The 21,956-nt window shown below is 68.5% G+C and carries 20 protein-coding genes; 11 read left to right on the top strand and 9 right to left on the bottom strand.

Annotation, left to right across the window (positions count from 1 at the left end; genetic code table 11):
- The first annotated feature begins 79 nt into the window (after positions 1 to 79).
- Positions 80 to 1,210, top strand: a complete 1,131-nt coding sequence (gene ispG, locus H521_RS0111110) for a flavodoxin-dependent (E)-4-hydroxy-3-methylbut-2-enyl-diphosphate synthase (protein ID WP_026482186.1) — start codon at positions 80 to 82, stop codon at positions 1,208 to 1,210.
- Between the two features lie 21 nt (positions 1,211 to 1,231).
- On the opposite strand, the gene H521_RS0111105 is transcribed toward ispG, so the two are convergent.
- From H521_RS0111105 to H521_RS0111090, 4 genes are read right to left on the bottom strand one after another with little or no spacing between them, the layout of a single operon-like run.
- Entirely contained in the window at positions 1,232 to 2,068 is an 837-nt protein-coding gene (locus H521_RS0111105; RefSeq protein WP_022893094.1) for a carbohydrate ABC transporter permease, read from the bottom strand.
- A complete protein-coding gene (locus H521_RS0111100; protein WP_026482185.1) occupies positions 2,065 to 3,030 on the bottom strand; it encodes a carbohydrate ABC transporter permease in 966 nt (321 codons plus the stop codon). The genes H521_RS0111105 and H521_RS0111100 overlap by 4 nt, the downstream gene beginning before the upstream one ends.
- Before the next feature lie 7 nt (positions 3,031 to 3,037).
- Positions 3,038 to 4,336: an ABC transporter substrate-binding protein gene (locus H521_RS0111095; protein ID WP_022893092.1), complete on the bottom strand. Its 1,299-nt coding sequence runs from the start codon at positions 4,334 to 4,336 to the stop codon at positions 3,038 to 3,040.
- A 42-nt stretch (positions 4,337 to 4,378) separates the two neighbouring features.
- The gene (locus H521_RS0111090) at positions 4,379 to 5,596 is read right to left on the bottom strand and encodes an aminotransferase class V-fold PLP-dependent enzyme (protein ID WP_026482183.1); all 1,218 of its coding nucleotides are present in this window, start codon (positions 5,594 to 5,596) and stop codon (positions 4,379 to 4,381) included.
- A gap of 211 nt (positions 5,597 to 5,807) precedes the next feature.
- Between H521_RS0111090 and H521_RS0111085 the strand changes: the two genes are divergently transcribed.
- Positions 5,808 to 6,512: a FadR/GntR family transcriptional regulator gene (locus H521_RS0111085; RefSeq protein WP_022893090.1), complete on the top strand. Its 705-nt coding sequence runs from the start codon at positions 5,808 to 5,810 to the stop codon at positions 6,510 to 6,512.
- A 77-nt stretch (positions 6,513 to 6,589) separates the two neighbouring features.
- On the top strand, positions 6,590 to 6,748 hold the full coding sequence (locus H521_RS25830; RefSeq protein ID WP_022893089.1) for a hypothetical protein: 159 nt from the start codon (positions 6,590 to 6,592) through the stop codon (positions 6,746 to 6,748).
- A 42-nt stretch (positions 6,749 to 6,790) separates the two neighbouring features.
- Here H521_RS25830 and H521_RS0111075 read toward each other — a convergent pair whose 3' ends face one another.
- The 4 genes from H521_RS0111075 to H521_RS0111060 all read right to left on the bottom strand — a co-directional run bounded on the left by H521_RS0111075 (position 6,791) and on the right by H521_RS0111060 (position 9,951).
- Complete coding sequence (locus H521_RS0111075; protein WP_156891383.1) at positions 6,791 to 6,994, bottom strand: hypothetical protein; 204 nt, start codon at positions 6,992 to 6,994, stop codon at positions 6,791 to 6,793.
- 11 nt (positions 6,995 to 7,005) lie between these two features.
- Entirely contained in the window at positions 7,006 to 7,278 is a 273-nt protein-coding gene (locus tag H521_RS22935; RefSeq protein WP_022893087.1) for a CDGSH iron-sulfur domain-containing protein, read from the bottom strand.
- Positions 7,275 to 8,279, bottom strand: a complete 1,005-nt coding sequence (locus H521_RS0111065) for an iron-containing redox enzyme family protein (RefSeq protein WP_022893086.1) — start codon at positions 8,277 to 8,279, stop codon at positions 7,275 to 7,277. Before H521_RS0111065 ends, H521_RS22935 begins: the two co-directional genes overlap by 4 nt.
- A 235-nt stretch (positions 8,280 to 8,514) precedes the next feature.
- Positions 8,515 to 9,951 carry an RNB domain-containing ribonuclease gene (locus H521_RS0111060; RefSeq protein ID WP_022893085.1) on the bottom strand — a complete coding sequence of 479 codons (1,437 nt, stop codon included), beginning with the start codon at positions 9,949 to 9,951 and terminating at the stop codon, positions 8,515 to 8,517.
- A 40-nt stretch (positions 9,952 to 9,991) separates the two neighbouring features.
- On the opposite strand from H521_RS0111060, the gene H521_RS0111055 reads away from it, so the two are divergent.
- The 6 genes from H521_RS0111055 to rbfA all read left to right on the top strand — a co-directional run bounded on the left by H521_RS0111055 (position 9,992) and on the right by rbfA (position 18,993).
- The gene (locus H521_RS0111055) at positions 9,992 to 11,755 is read left to right on the top strand and encodes a proline--tRNA ligase (RefSeq protein ID WP_022893084.1); all 1,764 of its coding nucleotides are present in this window, start codon (positions 9,992 to 9,994) and stop codon (positions 11,753 to 11,755) included.
- 196 nt (positions 11,756 to 11,951) lie between these two features.
- Entirely contained in the window at positions 11,952 to 13,973 is a 2,022-nt protein-coding gene (locus H521_RS0111050; protein WP_051159282.1) for a PhoX family protein, read from the top strand.
- 181 nt (positions 13,974 to 14,154) lie between these two features.
- Positions 14,155 to 15,153: a transcription termination factor NusA gene (nusA, locus tag H521_RS0111045; RefSeq protein WP_022893083.1), complete on the top strand. Its 999-nt coding sequence runs from the start codon at positions 14,155 to 14,157 to the stop codon at positions 15,151 to 15,153.
- 75 nt (positions 15,154 to 15,228) lie between these two features.
- Complete coding sequence (locus H521_RS25485) at positions 15,229 to 15,489, top strand: YlxR family protein (RefSeq protein ID WP_084512283.1); 261 nt, start codon at positions 15,229 to 15,231, stop codon at positions 15,487 to 15,489.
- A gap of 83 nt (positions 15,490 to 15,572) precedes the next feature.
- Complete coding sequence (gene infB, locus H521_RS0111040) at positions 15,573 to 18,383, top strand: translation initiation factor IF-2 (protein WP_022893082.1); 2,811 nt, start codon at positions 15,573 to 15,575, stop codon at positions 18,381 to 18,383.
- Positions 18,384 to 18,507: 124 nt separating this feature from the next.
- Positions 18,508 to 18,993: a 30S ribosome-binding factor RbfA gene (gene rbfA / locus H521_RS0111035; protein ID WP_022893081.1), complete on the top strand. Its 486-nt coding sequence runs from the start codon at positions 18,508 to 18,510 to the stop codon at positions 18,991 to 18,993.
- On the opposite strand, the gene H521_RS0111030 is transcribed toward rbfA, so the two are convergent.
- The gene (locus H521_RS0111030; RefSeq protein WP_051159275.1) at positions 18,994 to 19,884 is read right to left on the bottom strand and encodes an HhH-GPD family protein; all 891 of its coding nucleotides are present in this window, start codon (positions 19,882 to 19,884) and stop codon (positions 18,994 to 18,996) included.
- A gap of 47 nt (positions 19,885 to 19,931) precedes the next feature.
- Here H521_RS0111030 and H521_RS0111025 point away from each other — a divergent pair, with 47 nt between their 5' ends.
- Complete coding sequence (locus H521_RS0111025) at positions 19,932 to 20,534, top strand: nucleoside/nucleotide kinase family protein (RefSeq protein ID WP_022893079.1); 603 nt, start codon at positions 19,932 to 19,934, stop codon at positions 20,532 to 20,534.
- 288 nt (positions 20,535 to 20,822) lie between these two features.
- On the top strand, positions 20,823 to 21,956 hold a 1,134-nt coding region (locus tag H521_RS22930), incomplete at its 3' end, for a hypothetical protein (protein ID WP_040424537.1).

Raw genomic sequence — 21,956 nt, 5'->3', positions numbered from 1 at the left:
CGGGCCGCGGCATCCGCTTCGCAGCCGATACCCACCGCCGCAGAAGTAGACTCGACCCGTGCCTGTTGTGAATCTCGGAATACCCAAAGTCCCTGAGGTACTGGCCCCGCGACGCAAGTCCCGCCAGATCAAGGTGGGCAAGGTGCTCGTGGGCGGCGACGCCCAGGTGAGCGTGCAGTCGATGACGACGACGCCCACGACGAACATCAACGCGACGCTGCAGCAGATCGCCGAGTTGACGGCCTCTGGTTGCGACATCGTGCGCGTCGCCGTGCCGAGCCGCGATGACGCCGAAGCGCTGCCGATCATCGCGAAGAAGAGCCAGATCCCGGTGATCGCCGACATCCACTTCCAGCCGAACTACGTCTTCCAGGCGATCGATGCCGGCTGCGCCGCCGTGCGCGTGAATCCCGGCAACATCCGCAAGTTCGACGACAAGGTCGGCGAGATCGCGGCGGCGGCCAAAGCGGCCGGCGTGTCGATCCGCATCGGCGTCAACGCGGGCTCGCTCGATCCCCGACTGCTGCAGAAGTACGGCAAGGCGACGGCAGAGGCGCTCGTCGAGTCGGCGGTCTGGGAGGCGAGCCTCTTCGAGGAGCACGACTTCCACGACTTCAAGATCTCGGTCAAGCACAACGACCCGATCGTCATGGTGAAGGCCTATCGCCAGCTCGCCGAGCGCGGCGACTGGCCGCTCCACCTCGGTGTCACCGAGGCCGGCCCGGCGTTCCAGGGCACGATCAAGTCGGCGACGGCGTTCGGCATCCTGCTCGGCGAGGGCATCGGCGACACGATCCGGGTCTCGCTCTCGGCGCCGCCCGTCGAAGAGGTCAAGGTGGGCCTCCAGATCCTGCAGTCGCTGAACCTCCGCGAGCGCAAGCTCGAGATCGTCTCGTGCCCGTCGTGCGGCCGCGCCCAGGTCGACGTCTACAAGCTCGCGAACGACGTCACCGACGGCCTCGAGGGCATGACCGTGCCGCTGCGCGTCGCCGTCATGGGCTGCGTCGTCAACGGCCCCGGCGAGGCTCGCGAGGCCGACCTCGGCGTGGCATCCGGCAACGGCAAGGGCCAGATCTTCGTGAAGGGCGAGGTCATCAAGACCGTGCCCGAGTCCGAGATCGTGGCGACGCTCATCGAAGAGGCCAACCGCATCGCCGACGAGATGGGCGCCGACGCGCCGGTCGGCTCGCCGCAGGTGCTGACCCCGTAGCGAGCGACCGGCGCCGACGAACTACCCCTTGACGGCGCCGGCCGTGAGGCCCTGCACGATGTAGCGGCTCGCGAAGGCGAACAGGATCATCGTCGGCAGGATCGTGAGCACGGCCGCTGCCGACATCGATGCCCAGTCGATGTTGAAGCTCGAGATGAAGCCGTTGAGAGCGGTCGGGATGGTCTTGTTCTCGTCTTTGTTCATGAGCGTCACCGACAGGAACAGCTCGTTCCAGCAGTTGACGAAGTTGAAGATGAATGCCGCCACGATGCCCGGCTTCATGACCGGCACGATGACCCGGAACAGTGCGCCGATGCGGGAGCAGCCGTCGATCATGGCCGCCTCCTCGAGCGCGTCGGGCACGTTCGCGAAGAACCCGCGGAGCATGATCGTGCAGAACGGGATGCACACCGCGATGTAGACGAGCAGAAGCCCGAACCGGTCGTCGACGAGCTTCAGCTGCACCATGAGCAGGTAGAGCGGTCCGAGGGCGATGAACGCGGGAATCATCTGCGTCACGAGGAACGCCATCAGGATTGCCGTGCGACTGCGGAACTCGAACCGCGCGAGCACGTAGGCCGAGAGCAGCGAGATGAGCGTCGCAACGGTCGAGGCGCCGGTCGCCACGATGAAGCTGTTCAGCACGTAGACGCCGAAGTCGGCCTTCTCGAACAGCGAGATGTAGTTGGCGAGCGTGAACTCCTCAGGCCAGTACGTCAGCGGGAAGCTGAAGATGGCCCCCGGCGTCTTGAACGACGTGATCACGATCCAGTAGAGGGGGAACAGGGTCAGCAGCAGCCAGATCGCGAGGAACGCGATGCGGGTGATGCGCGCCGGCATCGACTCGACGTTGATCATGCGGTGACCTCCTTCTTGCCGCGCAGCGCCATCAGATAGAACGCCGAGAAGATGAGCAGGATCGCCACGACGAGCAGTCCGAGCGCCGAGGCCATGCCGTAGTCGCCGCGCTGGGTGATGTTGATCATCCACGTGGTGATGATGTGGGTCTGGTTGGCCGGGCCGCCACCCGTCATCGCCCAGATGATGTCGGGGAAGTTGAAGATCCAGATGATGCGCAGCAGCACCGTGAGCGCGAGGGTCGTGCTGATCGTCGGAATCGTGATCTGGAACAGCATGCGCGCCTTGCTCGCACCGTCGAGCGCGCCGGCCTCGTACAGCTCGTCGGGCACCGACTGCAGCGCCGCGAGGATCATGATCGCGAAGAACGTCACGCCGTACCAGACGTTCGCGACGATCACCGCGAACATCGCGGAGCTCGGCTCGGCGAGCCACGGGATGCCGGTCTCGATGAGGCCGAGTTTCTTCAGCACATCGTTGATCACGCCGAACTCGCCGTTGAACATCCAGCGGAAGAGGATGCCGATGAGGAAGCCCGAGATCGCCCACGGGAAGAAGATGAGCGCCTGGTACAGGCCGCGGAAGCGGAAGCGGCGGCGCAGCCACAGGGCGATGGCGAATCCGATGACGAACTGCGGCACGATCGAGGCGACCACCCAGAGCACGGTGTTGCCGAGGATCGTGCCGAAGCTCGGGTCGGCGAGGATCTTCTCGAAGTTGCCGAGGCCGATCCACGACGTGTCGGTGAGGTTCGTGAGGTTCCAGTTGCGGAAGGCCATCTGGCTGCCGGCGATCATCGGGTAGTAGGTGAAGACACCGACGAAGACCGCGGCGGGCAGCATGAAGGCCAGGATCACGAATCCGCGTCGCGTCGTGAATTGACGGCGGCGTGCACGGGGTGCCGCCGGAGCGCCCGCCCGGGTGGACGGGCGCTCCTTCAGGGTCGTCTGCTGACGAGACATCCGATTCCTACTCGCTGGCCCACTTCTCGGTCCAGTAGGCATCCCAACTGGCGAGAAGTTCCTCGGGAGTGAGCTGGCCGATCAGCACCTGCTGCACCTCGGCATCGGCCTTCTCTCCCCATTCGGTCCACCATGCCGCCCCGCGAGGCTGCTCGGCGGTGATGTAGGCGTCGGGGTTCTCGTTCATGGCGAGGTAGCTCTCCCAGGCACCCGTCTTGTAGAACTCCGCGTCGGCGGCGCCGTTCAGGATCGGGATGAGGCTGTTGCCCTCGGTGAACGCGATGGACGCATCGCCCTCCGAGAGGAACTGGATGAGCTTCGCCGCCTCCTCCTTGTGCTCGCTCGCCTCGGCGATGCCCCAGCCGGCGGTGGCGAGCGGCTGGATGGCCTTGCCGCTCGGGCCCTTCAGCATGGGCGCAGTGTTCCACTGTTCTTCGCTGACGGCTTCGGACTGCTGCACGGCGGCGATCACCTCGGGGTCCTGCAGCAGGAACCCGGTCGAGCCGTTCGTGAATCCCTCGACCATCTCGGGGTAGCCCCACGCGACGGACGACGGCGGCGAGGCCTTCTCGAAGAGCGAGAAGTAGACCTCGAGCGCGTCCTGCGCCTCGGGCGCCGAGAAGATGGAGTCGCCGTTGGTGAGCTTGTACGCGTTGGTCACGTCGATGTCGTCGGCGACGTAGGCCGAGATCGCGAGCACCGCGTTGGTGTAGCCGTTCTTGCCGCCCCGGAAGGCGTAGCCGAACGTGTTGGCATCCGGGTCCTGGATCGCCTCGGCCTGCTCGAGCAGTTCCTCCCAGTCTTCCGGCGGGCCGTCGAATCCGGCCTGCTCGACGAAGTCGGTGCGGTAGAAGAGGCTGATGCCGTAGAAGCCGTAGGGGATGAAGTACGTCTCGCCCGTGGCGGTCGCGACCTTCTTGGCGTTGTCGGTCAGGTCGTCCCAGCCGGCCCAGCCGTCGAACTCCTCGGTCATGTCGTCGAGCCAGCCATTGGTCGAGAACGGCCCGACGGTCAGGTCGCGCACCTCGAGCACGTCGACGCCCGATCCGGCCTGCAGCATCTGCTGGATCTTCTGGTCGGCCTGATCGGTCGGCGGTGACACGAGTTCGACGGTGATGTCGGCGTTCTCGGCTTCGAACTCGGCGATGAGTTCTTCGAGCAGTGCCGTTCGGGCGGGGTTCGTCAGGCTTTCGACCATCTGCAGGGTGACCGCGCCTTCGGCCTCGGGGGAGCCGGAGCATCCGCTGAGGGCGAGGGCCGCGGTCATACCGAGGCCGATGCCTGCGAGTACCTTCCTCTTGATCATGATTCCTCTATTCGGTAGGTGTTCCATTGGGGGATGGCGCGGCTAGCGGCGTGCGTCGCGAGCCCAGTCGTGGAGAGTCGGAACCATCCGCTCCACGAATGCTTCGAAGTCTCGGGCCGTGTTGTAGGCGTGGGCCGAGAGACGGAAGTACCCGATGCCGGCGAAGCTCGAGAAGGCCGCCTCGACGTCGCACTCGCGCACGACCCGGTCGCGCAGCGCGTCGGCCTCGGCGTGGCTGCGGGCCAGGCCCGTGGGCAGGCGCACGAGACGCATGCCGTTGACGGGCCGGCCGACATCGACTCGGTGGTCTTCGCCGGTGAGCTCGCCGAACGCGTCGGCCACGAGCCGCTCCGCGTAGTCGGCGAGCCCGGTCAGGTACTCGCGCACGGCCGGCCAGCCCCACGTCTCTGCGATGAAGTCGAACGAGGTGGGCGCGGCGAGGTAGCTCGTGACGTCGAGCGTGCCCTGAGTGTCGAAGCGCTCGGGAAAGCGATGGGGTGATCCCCAGGAATCGATGAGCGGATAGAGCTCGTCGCGCAGTTCGCCGGTGGCGACGAGCACCGCAGTGCCCCGTGGTGCGCAGGCGAACTTGTGCAGGTTGCCGATCCAGACGTCGCAGCCGAGGTCCTCGATCGGTTCCTGGTAGAGACCCAGCACGTGGGCTCCGTCGACGAGGGTCACGATGCCGCGTTCGCGAGCGGATGCCGCGATCTCGCGCACCGGCATGAACCGCGCGGTGGCCGAGGTGATGTGGTCGATGACGATGAGAGCGGTGGCCGGGCCGCACGCGGCCATCACCGCGGCGTGAGCCTCGGCGGCATCCGCATCGAGTGGCACCCTCGCGGTCACGACACGGCCGCCGCAGCGGCGGGCGGCGCGCTCCGCTCCCATGGTCACGGCGCCGTAGCCGTGGTCGGAGACCACGATCTCGGCGCCGGCCGGCAGGGCGAGGCTGTTGTAGACGACGCTCGCCCCGCCGCTCGCGTTGGGCACGAGCGCGGTGTTGCCGGGTGCCGTGCCGACGAAGCGCGAGATGTCGGCGCGAGCGGCGCTCACCCGCGAACCCAGGGTGGCGAACCAACCGACCGGATCGCTGTCCATCTGCGCGCGAAGCACGTTCTGGTGGTGCTGGGCGACTCTCGGCACCGCGCCGAACGAGCCGTGGTTGAGATGCAGCACGTGAGGAGACAGCGTCCACGCAGTGGCGGCAGCGGTGCCGTCGTCCATCGAGAGAGCAATGGGCGCTGTGAGGGATCTCATGGCGGGGGGTACATCCTTGTCTGTCAGCCAGTGGGCCGCACTCTCGAAGAGATTAGATCACTTGCGGATCTGAACCGAGTCGGGTGCCTGAGAAGGGACGATAGCATGCGAGTCATCTGATGACTAGACTCTGGACTCAAGTCATCTGATGACTTGCGGGCGGTTCTGTGATTGAGTGGCCGGGGCGTCCGACCTGAGAGAGGAGCGCGGCATGAGCGCGATCGACGATGCCTTCGACGGCTTGCACCACATGATCGCCTCCGGCGAACTCCAGCCGGGGCAGCGCTTCCCACCCGAAGCGCAGCTCTGCGATCGGCTGCAGGTCTCGCGCGGACCGCTCCGCGAGGCCGTGCGCATGCTCGGCGCGCTCGGCGTCATCGAATCCCGGCACGGCTCGGGCACGTTCGTGTCGCCGCTGGAGCCCGCGAACATCATCGGTGCGCTGAGTCTCACCGTCTCACTCATGCCGATCGACGGCCTGCTCGACCTCTACGAGGTTCGCCGCGTCATCGAGTCGCACGCTGCCGCCCAAGCGGCGTCTCGGTTCACCGATGAGCACGCCGAGGCGCTCGGCGCGATCCTCGACGAGATCGAGGCGGCGCCGCCGGGCGCACCCGCTTCGGATCTCGACGCGGAATTCCACGCCTCGATCGCACGGCTCGCCCACAACGATGCCCTCTCGACACTGCTCGACGTGTTCCGTTCGCGATCCAATGCCTATCAGCTGTGGAACCTCCCGGGTGGTGCAGAGATGAAGGCCGCAAGCGATCATGGGCACCGCGACATCCTCGGCGCTCTCAAGCGACGCGACCCCGCCGGTGCGGCGCTGGCTGCGGCATCGCACGTCGCGATCACGGAGCAGTGGATGCGCGAACGTCGGCCGCAGCCCGATCAGGTGCCCGCCTCGGCGCCGTAGTCGCGCGCGCCTCGCGCGAGTATGGTGGGCGGCATCGGATGCCTCGACGCGGCGTCCGCGCGCGAGAGGCGGCTGCGATGAGCGGAGACGGCACCGAGTTCGAGTACCCCGACCAAGCGGGATACCCCGACGGCATGGGCACGCTGCACGAGGGCACCGACGACGTCGCCACGGCGGCAGCCGATGACCTCGAGGCGTTCGCGATGGAAGACGAGGAAGACGTCGACGGCGACTGATCGCCGGGCGGCGAGCCGAGTGGCGATCAGGCGCGGTGCGTTCTACGTCCGCTCGGGTTCGCCGGAGGGTTCGGGCGCGCCGCCCGAGGCGGTGTCGGCCGCGACCGTCTCGTTCCCCGCGGGGATCTCCTCGGGCAGTGGGATGTCGTCGGCGCGTGGTCGGTCGCCGTCTGGTCGGGCGTCGGCGTCGGCGTCGTTCGTTGAATCGGGCTCGGGCTCGGATGGGGTGATCTCAGGGTCTGACACGAGTGTCTCCTTCATTCAGCATTCAGTGTGGATGGTGCGGGCTCGTCGAAGGTGACGGCCGCGGTGCGCGGCGGCGGAGTGGTGCGGAATCCGACGAGCTTGTGCGATCCGTCGCAGAACGGGCGGATCGCCGAGGCTCCGCAGCGGCAGAGTGCGAAGGTGCGGCGATTCGGCATCACCGCTTCGCCCTGATCGTCGAAGAGCGCCAGCTCACCGCGCACGATCAGCGGCCCGTCTGGGCACGACGTGATGGACGCCGGGTGAGCGGATGACGCGGCGCTCATGGCAGCGGCTTCCTCAGCGCCGACTCGCCGACCTCGAACCGCTCGCGCAGGCCGCCCCAGAGTCGACCGTCGATCGCGAGGCAGGCGGCCGCACCGAAGAGGATGTCGTTCGCGATCTCGGGCTCGTCGTCGGCGAGCGAGCCGGCGAGGTCGCGAGCGGCGAGCTGTTCGTGCACCGCGTCGGCCTCGACATGCTCGTCGAAGTAGTCGGTGACGTCGTCTCCGAAGCCGAGCCGACGAAGTCCCGTCGCATACGCGCGGCAGGGAAGCGACGACGTCATCTCGTATGCCGCCAGATGACCGACGATCGCACCTCGGAGGCGGCGGTGCAGCCCGAAGAGCGACATCAGGTTCATCGAGGTGTAGACGGTGGCTGGCACGTGGTCGGCGTAGGCGCCGTAGCGGTCGTCGAGCCCTGCTCCCCGAAGCGCGGCGGCGAAGATCGTGGCGTGCAGCCGCTCGGGTCGCCCGCCCCCGTACTCATCGGCCTGGATCTCGACGAGGGCGGACTTCGCCCGACCGTGCAGCCTCGGGATCGCCCAGCTGTGCGGATCCGCCTCCTTCAAGGTGTAGATCGTGCGACAGGCGAGGATCTCCCGCACCTGCTCGGCCGTGGCATCGCGTTCCACGAACGCTGACAGGCTCGGCCCGTCGTCGTCGGTCACGAGGGCGAACAGCGCCTCGGACACGTCCCTCGTGGCTCTCGGCTGCGACACGGCGCGCCGCAGCGCGGCCTCGAACTCGCGCTCGATGCGCTCGCGCACGGCGAGGAGTCGGGGATCCCACTCCCACGTGTCAGCCACCCCATCGAGACCGCCGTAGTGCAGTTCGTACATCAGGAAGAGAGCGAGCTGCAGGTCGTCGTCGGTGAGCACATCATCGGATGCCGCGAGCGCGGCCGTCGTCGTCGCGGCGAGGTCGTCGAGGGGGGCACGCTCGCCCGCGGTGAGCCGTGCGATGAGTATCTCGGTGACCTCGCCACGCGCGCTCGGCACGTCCATCGGGCGCATCGGCGCCGTTCGATTCGGCGCCGTTCGGTTCGGGGCAGGAGCCGCGGTCGCGCTCCCGCGAGCATCGGTGGTGATCGTCGTCCCATCTCCCTCGGTCGCGGTATCACTCAACCGTAGGAAGGGGCGGTCGGCCTGTCACGGGGTTGACCGGCCGCAACGCGAACGGTAGTCGATGCGCGAGAGCAGCTGGGCCCGGCGAGCGCTCGCGGCTCGCGAACGAGACGCCTCAGCGTTCGGCGACCCTGAATCGCACCTCGCCCGAGCCGATGTCGGCACGCTCGAGCACGACATCGATGATCACGCCGGCGACCGCACCGGCCGGCGCCGGGCATGACGCCGTGACGGCAGGCTCGGTGAGCTGGATCACCGCGTTCGCCCCGCGCACCTCGAGCACCGTGACCGGAAAGCTCTCGCCGACGCGCGCCTGCAGCACCGCTGCCTCGACCCGGGCCACCGACGCTGCGTCGAGCCGGCTCGCCCGCTGCGACGACGCCCCCATGAGCGCCGGGAGTTCGGCGAGGGATTCGCGAATCCATGCCGGCACCTCGCGGCCTGCGCTGAGCGCTTCGCACACCACGAGCCCCCAGCGGTCGACGAGCCGACGCAGTGGTGCGGTGACGTGCGCGTACGGCGCGGCGATCGCCGACTGCATCGGGTCCGTCGGGATGGCGCCGTCGATGGCGACGTAGCCCGCGCCGCGGAAGAGCCCGCCCGCCGCCTGCATCACGGCGAGTGCCGCAGGGTCGTCGCGATCGAGGGCGCGCAGATACTCGCCGTACGTGACCGCCTCCGGCCACGGCCGGCCGAGGGCGCGCGTCTGCGTTCGGAACGCGTCGACGCGTTCCTCGGTCGGCTTCGGCATCGTGCGGAGGATGCCGATTCGCCCCGCGAGCATGAGTTCGGCGGCAGCCATTCCCGTCATCAGCGAGAGCTGCGCGTTCCACTCCTCGACGGGCAGCGGTCGACGCCGTTCGAGCGCGTAGCCGCCGTTGCTCGTGCGCACGATCTCTTCGTCGGGGGAGTTCAGGCTCGCTCCACCGCGAGCGCGCTCGAGTTCGATGCGCAGCAGCCCGACCTCGCGGAGGAGACTCAGCGAATCGACGCCGTCGCCGGCATCGATGTGCGACTGCGCCGCTTCGTAGGTGAGCTGGAGTCGCGAGCGCACGAGTGCGCGGCGCAAGCGAGTCCTCGCGACCGTGCCGTGCCGGTCGAGCTCGAACGACCAGACGAACGCGCTCCGATCGGCGCCCGGCAGCAGGGAGGCCCGGTCTTCGCTGAGCACGGTCGGGTGCAGCGGAATCCGCCCGTCGGCTGCGTACAGGGTCTGGCCCCGCCGTCGGGCTTCGCGATCGACCTCTCCGTCGGGACGCACCCAGCCCGGGACATCCGCGATCGCGTAGTGCACCAGGAAACCGTCGTCGCCGCGCGCGATGTGCAGCGCCTGGTCGAGGTCGGTCGAACCGAGCGGGTCGATCGTGATGAACGGAAGGTCGCGGAGGTCGGCCTCGGGCGGGGGAGTCGGGGCGAGCGTCGCGATCGCCTCGGTCTCGACGTGCGGTGGGAACTCCGCGGGCACGTCGAGCGTGCGCCGGAGCTCTGCGAGCGAACTCGCGAGCTCGCTCTGCGCGGCGGAGACGGCGACGTGCGGGCGTCGGGCTGGCATGGGCCCAGCCTAGGGCGGGCGCCCGAACTAGAATCGTCGGGTGCCCACACGCCTGACGAACTACTTCCTCCGTACCCTTCGTGAAGACCCCGCCGATGCAGAGGTCACGAGCCATCGCCTGCTCGTGCGCGCCGGCTACATCCGGCGCCAGGCGCCGGGCGTGTTCGCGTGGCTGCCACTGGGGTTGAAGGTCAAGGCGAAGATCGAGGCGATCATCCGCGAAGAGATGACGAACGCCGGTGCACACGAGGTGCACTTCCCGGCGCTGCTGCCGCGCGAGCCCTACGAGGTCACGAACCGCTGGACCGAGTACGGCGACGCGCTCTTCCGCCTGCACGACCGCAAGGGCGCCGACTACCTGCTCGCGCCGACGCACGAAGAGGTGTTCACGCTGCTCGTGAAAGACCTCTACAACTCCTACAAAGACCTGCCGCTGTCGATCTACCAGATCCAGGACAAATACCGCGACGAGGCGCGCCCCCGCGCCGGCCTCCTGCGCGGTCGCGAGTTCACGATGAAAGACGCGTACTCGTTCGACGTCACCGACGCGGGGCTCGACGAGAGCTACCAGTCGCAGCGTGACGCCTACGAGCGCATCTTCACCCGCCTCGGGCTCGAGTACGTGATCGTCAAGGCGGATGCCGGTGCGATGGGCGGCTCGAAGAGCGAGGAGTTCCTGCACCCCACCGCCGTCGGCGAAGACACCTTCGTGCGCTCGGCCGGCGGATACGCGGCGAACGTCGAGGCCTTCGAGACGATCGCACCCGAGTCGATCGCGTTCGACGGGCTGCCCGCCGCGCTCGTGCTCGATTCGCCGAACACGCCGACGATCGCGACGCTCGTCGACCTCGCCAACGCCGAGTACCCGCGCCCCGACGGGCGCGCCTGGACCGCTGCCGACACCTTGAAGAACGTCGTGCTGGCCGTCGTGCAGCCCGACGGCACCCGCGACATCGTCGTCATCGGCCTGCCCGGAGACCGCGACGTCGAGATGAAGCGCGTCGAGGTCGCGTTCGCGCCCGGCGAGGTCGAGCCCGCCACCGAGGCGGACTTCGCCAAGCACCCGGGCCTCGTCAAGGGCTACATCGGCCCCTGGTCGCCCGACGGCTCCGTGCTCGGCGCCGAGTCGACCACCGGCATCCGGTACCTCGTGGACCCCCGCGTCGTCGACGGCACCGAGTGGATCACCGGGGCGAACCTCGACCAGAAGCACGTGTTCGGTCTGGTGGCCGGCCGCGACTTCGTCGCCGACGGCACCGTCGAGGCGTCGAACGTGCTGCCCGGTGACCCGGCACCCGACGGCTCGGGCCCGGTCGAGCTCGCTCGCGGCATGGAGATCGGCCACGTCTTCCAGCTCGGGCGCAAGTACGCCGAGGCGCTCGGCCTCAAGGTGCTCGACGAGAACGGCAAGCTCGTGACCGTCACGATGGGTTCGTACGGCATCGGAGTGACCCGCATCCTCGCGGTCATCGCCGAGGGCAACAACGACGACAAGGGGCTCATCTGGCCGGCCTCGGTCGCTCCGTTCGACGTGCACGTGCTCGCTGCCGGCAAAGACGCGGCGGTGTTCGACGCCGCAGAGACGATCGTCGCCTCGCTCGAGGCATCCGGCTACGACGTGCTCTTCGACGACCGCCCGAAGGTCTCGCCCGGCGTGAAGTTCGGTGACGCCGAGCTGATCGGCATCCCGAAGATCGTGATCGCCGGCCGCGGTGTGGCCGACGGCGTCGTCGAGGTCTGGGACCGCGCCACGGGCGAGCGCACGCAGGTGCCGATCGACGAGGTCGTCGCCGCACTCGCCTGAGTCGCCCGTCACGCGGCGGATGCTCCGGCGCCGGCCGCCCCGGTCGTCGCCGGAGCATCCACGCTTCGCCACTCGTTCACGTCTCGTTCACCCCCCATCCGGGGGTACGACGGATTCCGCGAGCACTGTGCAAGGGGAATCCCGACCACGAGCGTGAGGACGATCTGTGACGATCACCGACATCCAGTTGTTCCCGATGGCCGACCACGCGCGAGGCAAGCGCTCGGCCGTCACCTGCCACTTCAAGTGCGCCAACGCCTGCCTCGGACCCGAGTGCAACACCTCGGGCAATGCCAGCTTCCGTGACATCGCCTCGGCAGCGCTGACGCGCCGGGCGCTGCTCGGACTGAGCGCGGCAGGCGCCGTGGGTGTCGCCCTCGCGGCCGCGACGCCCGGTGGCTCGGCGATGGCCGCGCCGCCCGGTGCCGGCTTCGGGAAAGGCGGCCTGAGCTTCGATCCGATCGCGCCCGTGCCGATGATGGTCGACGACTTCAACGTGCCCGCGGGCTACTCGTGGAAGCCGATCATCCGCTGGGGCGATCCGCTCTTCTCGGGGGTGCCCGCGCTCGACCTCGACAACCAGACGGCCGAGGCGCAGGCGGGGCAGTTCGGCTACAACTGCGACTACATCGACATCATCGCCGACCGCAGCGGTCGCACCGCCGTGCTCGCGAGCAACCACGAGTACGTCAACCCCGGGCTCATGTTCCCGCCCTCCGAGGACGCAGCAGAGCTCGACCGTCGCGCTGCGATCTACAAGGCGGCGCACGGCTTCTCGGTCGTCGAGCTCCGCCGCAGCAAGATCGGCCAGCCGTGGCGCTACCTGGTCGACGGGCGCCGCAACCGCCGCATCACGGCCGACACGGTGTTCGAGGCGACCGGGCCCGCAGCGGGCAGCGAGCTGCTGAAGACCGCCGAAGACGCCGAGGGTCGCTGGATCAAGGGCACGCTCGGCAACTGCGCCGGCGGAACCACCCCGTGGGGCACCGTGCTGTCGGGCGAGGAGAACTTCGACGGCTACTTCGTCTGGGCGGCCGACACGGCCGGCCAGAAGCGCTATCGCGCGACGCCGAGCGCGAAGTCGACCTACACCTTCGAGCGCATCGACCCGCGATTCAACGCTCGCGACGCCGGCTTCGTGAACGAGCCGAACCGCTTCGGCTGGATCGTCGAGATCGACCCCGAAGACCCCTCGTCGACGCCGCGCAAGCACACAGCGATGGGTCGGTTCAAGCACGAGGGCGCCAACGTCATCATCGCCGAGGGCGGCCGCGCGGTCGCCTACATGGGCGACGACCAGACGAACGACTACCTCTACAAGTTCGTGTCGAAGGGCACGTTCGACCCGCGACACACGCCGGTCGCGCGGCGCAAGAACCTCGGCCTGCTGAGCGAGGGCGACCTCTACGTCGCGAAGTTCACCGGCAACTCGCCCGCCGCCGAGATCGTCGGCACCGGCGCGCTGCCGGCCGACGGGCTCTTCGACGGCACGGGGGAGTGGATCCCGCTCACGCAGCACGGTCAGAGCGTCATCCCGGGCATGACGACGGAAGAGGTGCTCGTCTTCACGCGACTCGCGGCCGACACCGTTGGCGCGACGAAGATGGACCGGCCCGAAGACGTCGAGCCGAACCCGACGACCGGCAAGGTCTACGTGGCGCTGACCAACAACTCGTCGCGCACGGCAGCCACCGTCGACGAGGCGAACCCGGTCACGGGCAACCGCAACGGCCACGTCGTCGAGCTGACCGAGACGGCCGGCCAGTCGGGAACCACCTTCGGCTGGAGCATCCTGCTGCTCTGCGGCGACCCCGCGGTCGACCAGAACACGTACTTCGCCGGGTTCCCGACAGAGCTGGTCTCGCCCATCTCGTGCCCCGACAACCTCGCGTTCGACTCGGTCGGCAACCTCTGGATCTCGACTGACGGAGCGCCCAGCAAGATCGGGTTCAACGACGGCCTGTTCAAGGTGCCGCTCGAGGGCGCGGAGCGCGGCCACGTGCAGCAGTTCCTCTCGGTTCCCCGCGACGGCGAGACCTGTGGCCCGATCATCCACGACCGGGAGAGCATGGTCTACGTCGCGGTGCAGCACCCCGGTGAAGACGGCACGGTCGCGGCGCCGAACTCCTTCTTCCCCGACTACGTGCCGGCGCACCGCCCAGAGAGCGGCCTCGTCGCTGCGCCGCGGCCATCGGTCGTGCAGGTCTGGCGCGGCTGACACCACGACGGAGCGGGTGACAGATGCCGCGGCGTCCGTCACCCGCTTCTCTGCGTGCGATCGTGCTCGAGCCGTCAGGGCGGTGCGGCGACGGATGCTGGGGGCCGCGACTTCCGGTACCGTAGAGTCCTGTCCGCTCCGAAGGGAAGCGGCGTGAGAGCTGAATAGAGGAGGCCGGGTTATGGATATCGACCTCAGCGTGCTGCGGATGATGGAGCGCGAGAAAGAGATCCCATTCGACGAACTGGTGGGCATCATCGAGCAGGCCATTCTGATGGCCTATCTGAAGCACACCCATCCCGATCAGCACGGCCACGCGAACCCCGAGGGCGTGCGTGCACACCTCGATCGCAAGACCGGCCACGTGTCGGTGTACGTGCCCGAGCTCGACGAAGAGGGCAACGTCATCGGCGAGGCTGAAGACAGCCCGAGCGACTTCGGTCGCATCGCCGCATTCGCCGCGAAGCAGGTCATCAACCAGCGCCTGCGCGACATCGCCGACGACGCCGTGCTCGGCGAGTTCCGCGGTCGCGAAGGCGACATCGTCGCGGGCATCATCCAGCAGGGGCCGAACCCCCGCATGGTGCACATCGACCTCGGTACCGTCGAGGCGATCCTGCCGCCCGAAGAGCAGGTGCCCGGCGAGGAGTACCTGCACGGCCAGCGCATCAGGGTCTACGTGACGAGCGTGGCCAAGGGGCTCAAGGGCCCGTCGATCACGGTGTCGCGAACGCACCCGGCGCTCGTGCGCAAGCTCTTCGCACTCGAGGTGCCCGAGATCGCATCGGGCGTCGTCGAGATCGTGTCACTCGCCCGTGAGGCGGGGCACCGCACGAAGATCGCGGTGCGTGCCACCCAGCCCGGCGTGAACGCCAAGGGTGCGGCCATCGGCGAGCTCGGTCAGCGCGTGCGCGCCGTCACCGCAGAGCTCGGCGCCGAGAAGATCGACATCGTCGACTGGAACGACGACCTCGCGACCTTCGTCGCGAGCGCGTTGAGCCCCGCCAAGGTCACGAGCGCCTTCGTGATCGACGAGTCGACGCGAGCGGTTCGTGCCCTCGTGCCCGACTACCAGCTCTCGCTCGCGATCGGCAAGGAGGGCCAGAACGCCCGCCTCGCCGCGAAGCTCACGGGCGCGAAGATCGACATCCAGCCCGATTCGGTGCTCGAGTCGGACTAGTCCAACAGCCGGGGCGGCCGCCTTCGGCATCCACCGATCGGCCGCCGTCGGCGGACGAACAGCGCAGAGTGTAAGATGGAACCCGTCAGAACGTGCATCGGATGCCGTTCGCATGCCCCGCGGTCCTCTCTTCTGAGGGTCGTCACCCAGAACTCCCACGTCATCGCAGATGGTGCGGCCGTGCTTCCGGGCAGGGGTGCGTGGCTGCATCCGTCACTCGAGTGCTACCGGCTCGCCGTGCGGCGACGCGCCTTCGGGCGTGCGCTCCGCATTCGCGGCGAGGTGGACACCAGCAACGTAGAGAACAGGCTGAACGGCGTGATCACTAATGAGTAATGACTCATGAGCGGCTCGAAATGAGACCCGTCCGTCATTGATGGTCTGCCCCTGTCCGGGGTCGGACCCGGAACAGGAGAGAAGTGGCTGCCAAACCACGCGTACACGAGATCGCAAGCGAACTCGGTGTCGACAGCAAGATCGCCCTTGAGAAGCTCAAGGAGATGGGCGAGTACGTCAAGGGACCCTCGTCGTCCATCGAACCCCCCGTCGCACGCCGGCTGAAGGCCGCGCTCGAGGCCGCAGGTGCGGCCGCGGCCGCAGCACCCGCCGCGTCGAAGCCGGTCGCAGCAGCGGCCGGCGCGAAGCCCGGCCCCAAGCCGGCCCCGAAGCGCCCGGCGGCTCCTGCAGCGCCCGAGCCCGTCGAAGCCCCCGAAGCCGTCGAGGCCCCCGTCGTCGAGGTGCCGCTCACGGTCGCCGAGCGTCAGGCCCAGGCCGAAGAGCGTGCTGCGCAGGCCGCAGCCGAGAAGTCGACGGATGCCCCGGCAGCCGCCTCGACCGAGGCCGACGACACCGCGGCCAAGCCCGGCGCTCCCAAGCCCGCCGGCACGGCTCCGCGTCCCGGAGCTCCGCGTCCCGGCGGTGCAGGCGGCACGCCGCGCCCCGGCAACAACCCGTTCTCGAGCTCGCAGGGCATGGGCTCGCGCCCGGCTCAGCCGCGCCCGGGCAACAACCCCTTCACGAGCGCTCAGGGCATGGGCCAGCGCCCGAGCCCCGGCAACATCCCGCGTCCGCAGGCACCGCGACCCGGCTCGCCGCGTCCCGGCGCTCCGCGCCCTGCTGGTGCAGGCGGTCGCCCCGGCGGCGGCTTCCAGCGTCCCGGCGGTGCCGGCGCAGGCGCAGGCGCTCGTCCCGGTGGCGGCGGCGGCTTCCAGCGACCTGGTGGCGGCGCACCCGGCACCGGTTTCGGTGGCCCGCGCCCGGCCGGCGGTGGCGGTCGTGGTCGTGGACCCGGCGGCGGCACGGCAGGTGCCTTCGGTCGCGGTGGCGGCAAGAGCAAGGCTCGCAAGTCGAAGCGCACGAAGCGTCAGGAATTCGAGATGCGGGAGGCTCCGTCGCTCGGCGGCGTGAGCGTGCCCCGCGGCGACGGCAACACCGTCGTCCGACTGCGTCGCGGCTCCTCGATCTCCGACTTCGCCGACAAGATCGACGCGAACCCCGGTTCGCTCGTGACCGTGCTGTTCCACCTCGGTGAGATGGCCACGGCGACCGAGTCGCTCGACGAGGCCACCTTCCAGGTGCTCGGCGAAGAGCTCGGCTACAAGATCCAGGTCGTCTCGCCCGAAGACGAAGACCGCGAGCTCCTCGAGGGCTTCGCCATCGATCTCGATCAAGAGCTCGAAGACGAGACCGACGAAGACCTCCAGCAGCGTCCTCCGGTCGTGACCGTCATGGGTCACGTCGACCACGGTAAGACCCGACTCCTCGACGCGATCCGCAATGCGAACGTCGTCGCAGGCGAGGCCGGCGGCATCACCCAGCACATCGGTGCTTACCAGGTGCACGCCGAGCACGAGGGCATCGATCGCCCGATCACCTTCATCGACACGCCGGGTCACGAGGCGTTCACCGCCATGCGTGCCCGTGGTGCGCAGGTGACCGACATCGCGATCCTCGTGGTCGCGGCCGATGACGGCATCATGCCGCAGACGATCGAGGCGCTCAACCACGCGCAGTCGGCGAACGTGCCGATCGTGGTCGCGGTGAACAAGATCGACAAGCCCGACGCCAACCCCGCCAAGGTGCGCCAGCAGCTCACCGAATTCGGCCTCGTGGCCGAGGAGTACGGCGGAGACGTCATGTTCGTCGATGTCTCGGCTCGCGAGAACATCGGCATCAAGGAACTCCTCGATGCCGTGCTGCTCACCGCAGACGCCGGTCTCGACATGCGTGCGAACCCCAACAAGGACGCACGCGGTGTCGCCATCGAGGCGAAGCTCGACAAGGGACGCGGCGCTGTTGCGACCGTGCTCATCCAGTCGGGAACGCTGCGCGTCGGCGATGCGATCGTCGCAGGCACCGCCTACGGCCGCGTTCGTGCCATGGCCGACGAGAACGGCGACGCCGTGCTCGAAGCCACGCCGTCGCGCCCCGTGCAGGTGCAGGGACTCTCGAGCGTGCCGCGCGCCGGTGACACCTTCCTCGTCACCGAGGAAGACCGAACCGCGCGTCAGATCGCCGAGAAGCGTGAAGCCGCCGAGCGCAATGCCCAGCTGGCGAAGGCTCGCAAGCGCATCTCGCTCGAAGACTTCACCCGTGCACTCGAAGAGGGCAAGGTCGAGTCGCTCAACCTCATCATCAAGGGTGACGTCTCGGGTGCCGTCGAGGCGCTCGAGGAGTCGCTCCTCAAGATCGAGGTCGACGACTCGGTGCAGCTTCGCATCCTCCACCGCGGTGTGGGTGCGATCACCGAGAGCGACGTCAACCTCGCGACGATCGACAACGCGATCATCGTCGGCTTCAACGTGCGCCCCGACACGAAGGCGCGCGAGCGTGCAGCTCGTGAGGGTGTCGACGTGCGCTTCTACTCGGTCATCTACAACGCGATCGACGAGATCGAGGACTCGCTGAAGGGCATGCTGAAGCCCGAGTTCGAAGAGGTGCAGTCGGGTGTCGCCGAGATCCGCGAGGTGTTCCGCTCCTCGAAGTTCGGCAACATCGCCGGTGTCATCGTGCGATCGGGAACGATCACGCGAAACGCCAAGGCTCGCGTCATCCGCGACGGTGTCGTGGTCGGCGACAGCCTGGCCATCGAGTCGCTGCGCCGCTTCAAAGACGACGTCACCGAGGTCCGCACGGACTTCGAGGCGGGCATCGGCCTCGGCAAGTTCAACGACATCCAGGTCGGCGACGAGATCGAGACCATCGAGATGCGGGAGAAGCCCCGGGCGTAACTCGTATGCCCGGGTCCCTGGTTCTTCACTCCGGTGAAGAACCAGGGGCCCCGAACCCGATTCACCGGAGTGACGAATCACGACCCCAAGGGCAACGCCCCGGGGAGAAGAGGGGCTGAGGAACATGGCTGATCCGGCACGGGCCAGGAAGATGGCCGATCGCATCAAGGAGATCGTGGCCAAGCGCCTCGACAAGGGCCTGCGCGACCCGCGGCTCGGGTTCGTGACGATCACCGACGTGCGCGTCACGGGTGACCTTCAGCACGCGAGCATCTTCTACACGGTGTACGGCACCGACGAAGAGCGCGAAGACTCCGCCAAGGCGCTGAAGGCGGCGACCGGCATGCTGCGCAGCGAAGTCGGTCGCAACATCACGGCGCGCCTCACGCCGTCGCTCGAGTTCATCGCCGACGCGATCCCCGAGAACGCGCAGCACATCGGGGCGCTGCTCCGCGAGGCGCAGACGCGCGACGCAGAGACCGCCGAGATGGCTGCAACTGCCGAGTACGCCGGCGAGGCCGACCCGTACGTGAAGCCCCGGGAGTTCGACGAGAACGACGAGCTCGACGACGAGTCGGGCATCGACGACGAAGCGGATGCCGCGCGCTGATCAGGCCTCTGGCAGCCGATAGCCATCGGTGTCGTGCACGGCGAGTCCGTCGACGACGAGGCTCGCCAGTGCACGGTCCAATTGGGTCGCCGGCGCCTGCAGCATCCCGAGTGCCGTTCGCGGCACCGGTCGGTGCGCAGCCCTGAGCTCCCGCATCACCATGCCGCGCACCTGCCGGTCGGAGCCGTCGAATCGTGCCTGTGCCGACTTCTTCGGACCGTCGTACGCCGGGAAGCCGGCTGCTCGCCAGGCACATGAGGCGGCGATCGGGCACACCTCGCAGCGTGGTGCTCGAGCCGTGCACACCGTCGCGCCCAGCTCCATCGCACCGGCGTTGAACGCACGCGCCTCGATATCGTCACGGGGGAGCAGCTCGTTCATGGCCGCGAGGTCGCGTGTGGTCGATGGCGGCCAGGGCTCGGCCTGACCGGCCACCGCGCGGGCGATCACCCGGCGCGTGTTCGTGTCGACGACCGGCACCCGGATGCCGAACGCGAAGGCGGCGATCGCGCGAGCGGTGTACGGCCCGACGCCCTGCAGCGCGAGCAGGCCCTCGACGTCGGCCGGCACCTCGCCGCCGTGTCGCTCGACGATCTCGACGGCGGCGCGGTGCAGCCACAGCGCGCGTCGAGGGTAGCCGAGCCGATCCCAGGCCCGCACGGCCTCGGAGGGAGGCTCGGCAGCGAGCGCCGCCGGGGTCGGCCAGCGCTCGATCCAGGCCTCCCAGCGGGGCACCACACGCGAGACCTGCGTCTGCTGCAGCATGAACTCGCTGACGAGCACTGCCCACGGCGACACCTCGGCCGCACGCCACGGCAGCGGCCGCGCGGCATCCGCGAACCAGTCGATCACCCGGCTCGAGAGCGTGGAGGCGGGAGAGGACCGAGGCATCAGCCCAGCCTACGGCGAGGCGGATGCCGCGGAGCTAGGCTCGTGGCATGCGGCTTGTCACGACGCCCCGAGTCACCGTTCTTCGCTCGATCGCCGACGAGATCCTGCAGCACCATGGGCGCGGGCGAATGATCGTCGCGATCGACGGGCCGCTGCAGAGCGGAAAGACGGCGTTCGGCGACGACCTCGCCGCCGTGCTCGAAGAGCGCGACCATGCCGTGTTCCGGGCGAGCATGGAGGGGTTCCACCGCTCTCGCGAGGCGCAGGCCGTGTACGGGGACGACACGCCGGCCCGGTACTACCGATACGGATTCGACGAATCCGCCCTGCGGCGAGTGCTCGTCGAGCCATTCCGACTCGGCGGCTCGACGGCGTTCGTGACGCGCGTCTTCGACCCGACCCGCGACGCCTGGGTCGAGCCGAAGTGGCTCACCGGACCCGATGACGCGATCCTCGTGATCGACGGACGCTTCCTGCTGCGGCAACGGCTCTCGGATCTGTGGGACGTTCGCATCACGCTCGATGGCGACCCCGTCGACCCGGCCGACGAGATCGCCTATGCCGAGAGCGACCCGCGCCTCGTGGCATCCATCGTCGTCGACAACCGCGACCCCGATCACCCGCGTCGTCGGTTCTTCGACAGCTGCTGAGCGAGCGCGAGCGCGTTCGGTTCCCGTTTCGGGGGACTCCGGTCCCCATTTCGGGGGACAAATGCACCCCGACCGAAAAAAACGGGGTGCACCCTCCCAGTTTCCGACATACTGGTGGAACTGCCAGCCCCCCGGCTACGCGAACCCGATCGCACCACCCGAATTACCCGACGTCCGTCGACGAGCGCGCCCGTGCTCGTCGACACTGCTGCGCGCACCGAACGCGCCCTCTGTCAACCCATCGGTTTCGCTGACCCTGTGCCGGGCCAACCGATGGAGAAACCCCGAATGAGCAAGCCCGGCGCCGCTCTGGCGCACGCCGACGGCATCGCACGCACTCGCGTTCGATGGTCGTCTCGCCGCCCGCTCCGCCGCATCGCGGCGATCCTCACCTCACTCACGCTCGGCGCGGGTCTCGCCCTCGTCGGCGTCGCCGCGCCCGCGAGCGCTCACACCGGCGACCTCAAGGCCAGCGCCGTGTGCAACACCGTCACCGGCGAGTACGACGTGACGTACACGCTGAAGCTCTCGAGTGTGCCCAATGGCAAGTCGGGCACGACGAAGTGGCGCGTCGGTGACGCCGACTTCGACGGCACGCCGGGCAACGCCACCGGCATGGACCGTGGCCCGATCACCACGACGGGCAACGCGACGATCACGCTCGGCACCGAGCACCTCGCCGGTGACACCAAGGGCTACGGCCCGTGGGTGTACGCCTACACGACCTGGGGTGATTCCAAGAAGGGCTCCGACGGCCAGCTCACGGAGCGGCTGAAGGGGGATTGTGCTCCTGATCTCCCGGTGGTGAAGAAGATCGAGTTCTGTCACGCGACGGGCAGCGCGACCCACCCGTACGAGCGCATCGAGACGGCGGTCGAGGCCTTCTTCAACGCGGGCCACGTCGACCACCAGAACCACGGCGACATCTACCCGGCCTTCAACTACGTCAAGCACGGCAAGGTCATCCACGTGCCTGCCCAGGGCGACCAGAGCCTGCTGCAGTACGAAGACTGCGTGAAGCCCGACGTCAAGATCCCGGTCGAGGGCGCTCCGACGTTCTCCGACACCTGTGGCCCCGACAACGAGCAGTTGAGCGTTCCGGCGGACACGGCGAAGATCGACTGGAACTCGTCGGAGTCGAACGGCGTGATCACCGTGACCGCGACGGCGAAGCCCGGCTACGTGTTCAAGAAGGACTCGAAGACGAAGTGGGAGTTCACGATCAACGACGCTCCCTGCGTCGTTCCGGTGGTCGGTGCGCCGTCCTTCTCCGACACGTGCGGTCCTGACAACGAGAAGCTGACGGTTCCCGAAGACACCACCACGATCGACTGGAACTCGTCCGAGTCGAACGGCGTCATCACGGTGACGGCGACGGCGAAGTCGGGCTCGGTGTTCCCCGAGGGTGCGACGACGTCGTGG

This window comes from Agromyces subbeticus DSM 16689 (assembly GCF_000421565.1).
Lineage (GTDB): Bacteria > Actinomycetota > Actinomycetes > Actinomycetales > Microbacteriaceae > Agromyces > Agromyces subbeticus.
This window is presented reverse-complemented; position numbering and strand designations above follow the sequence as displayed.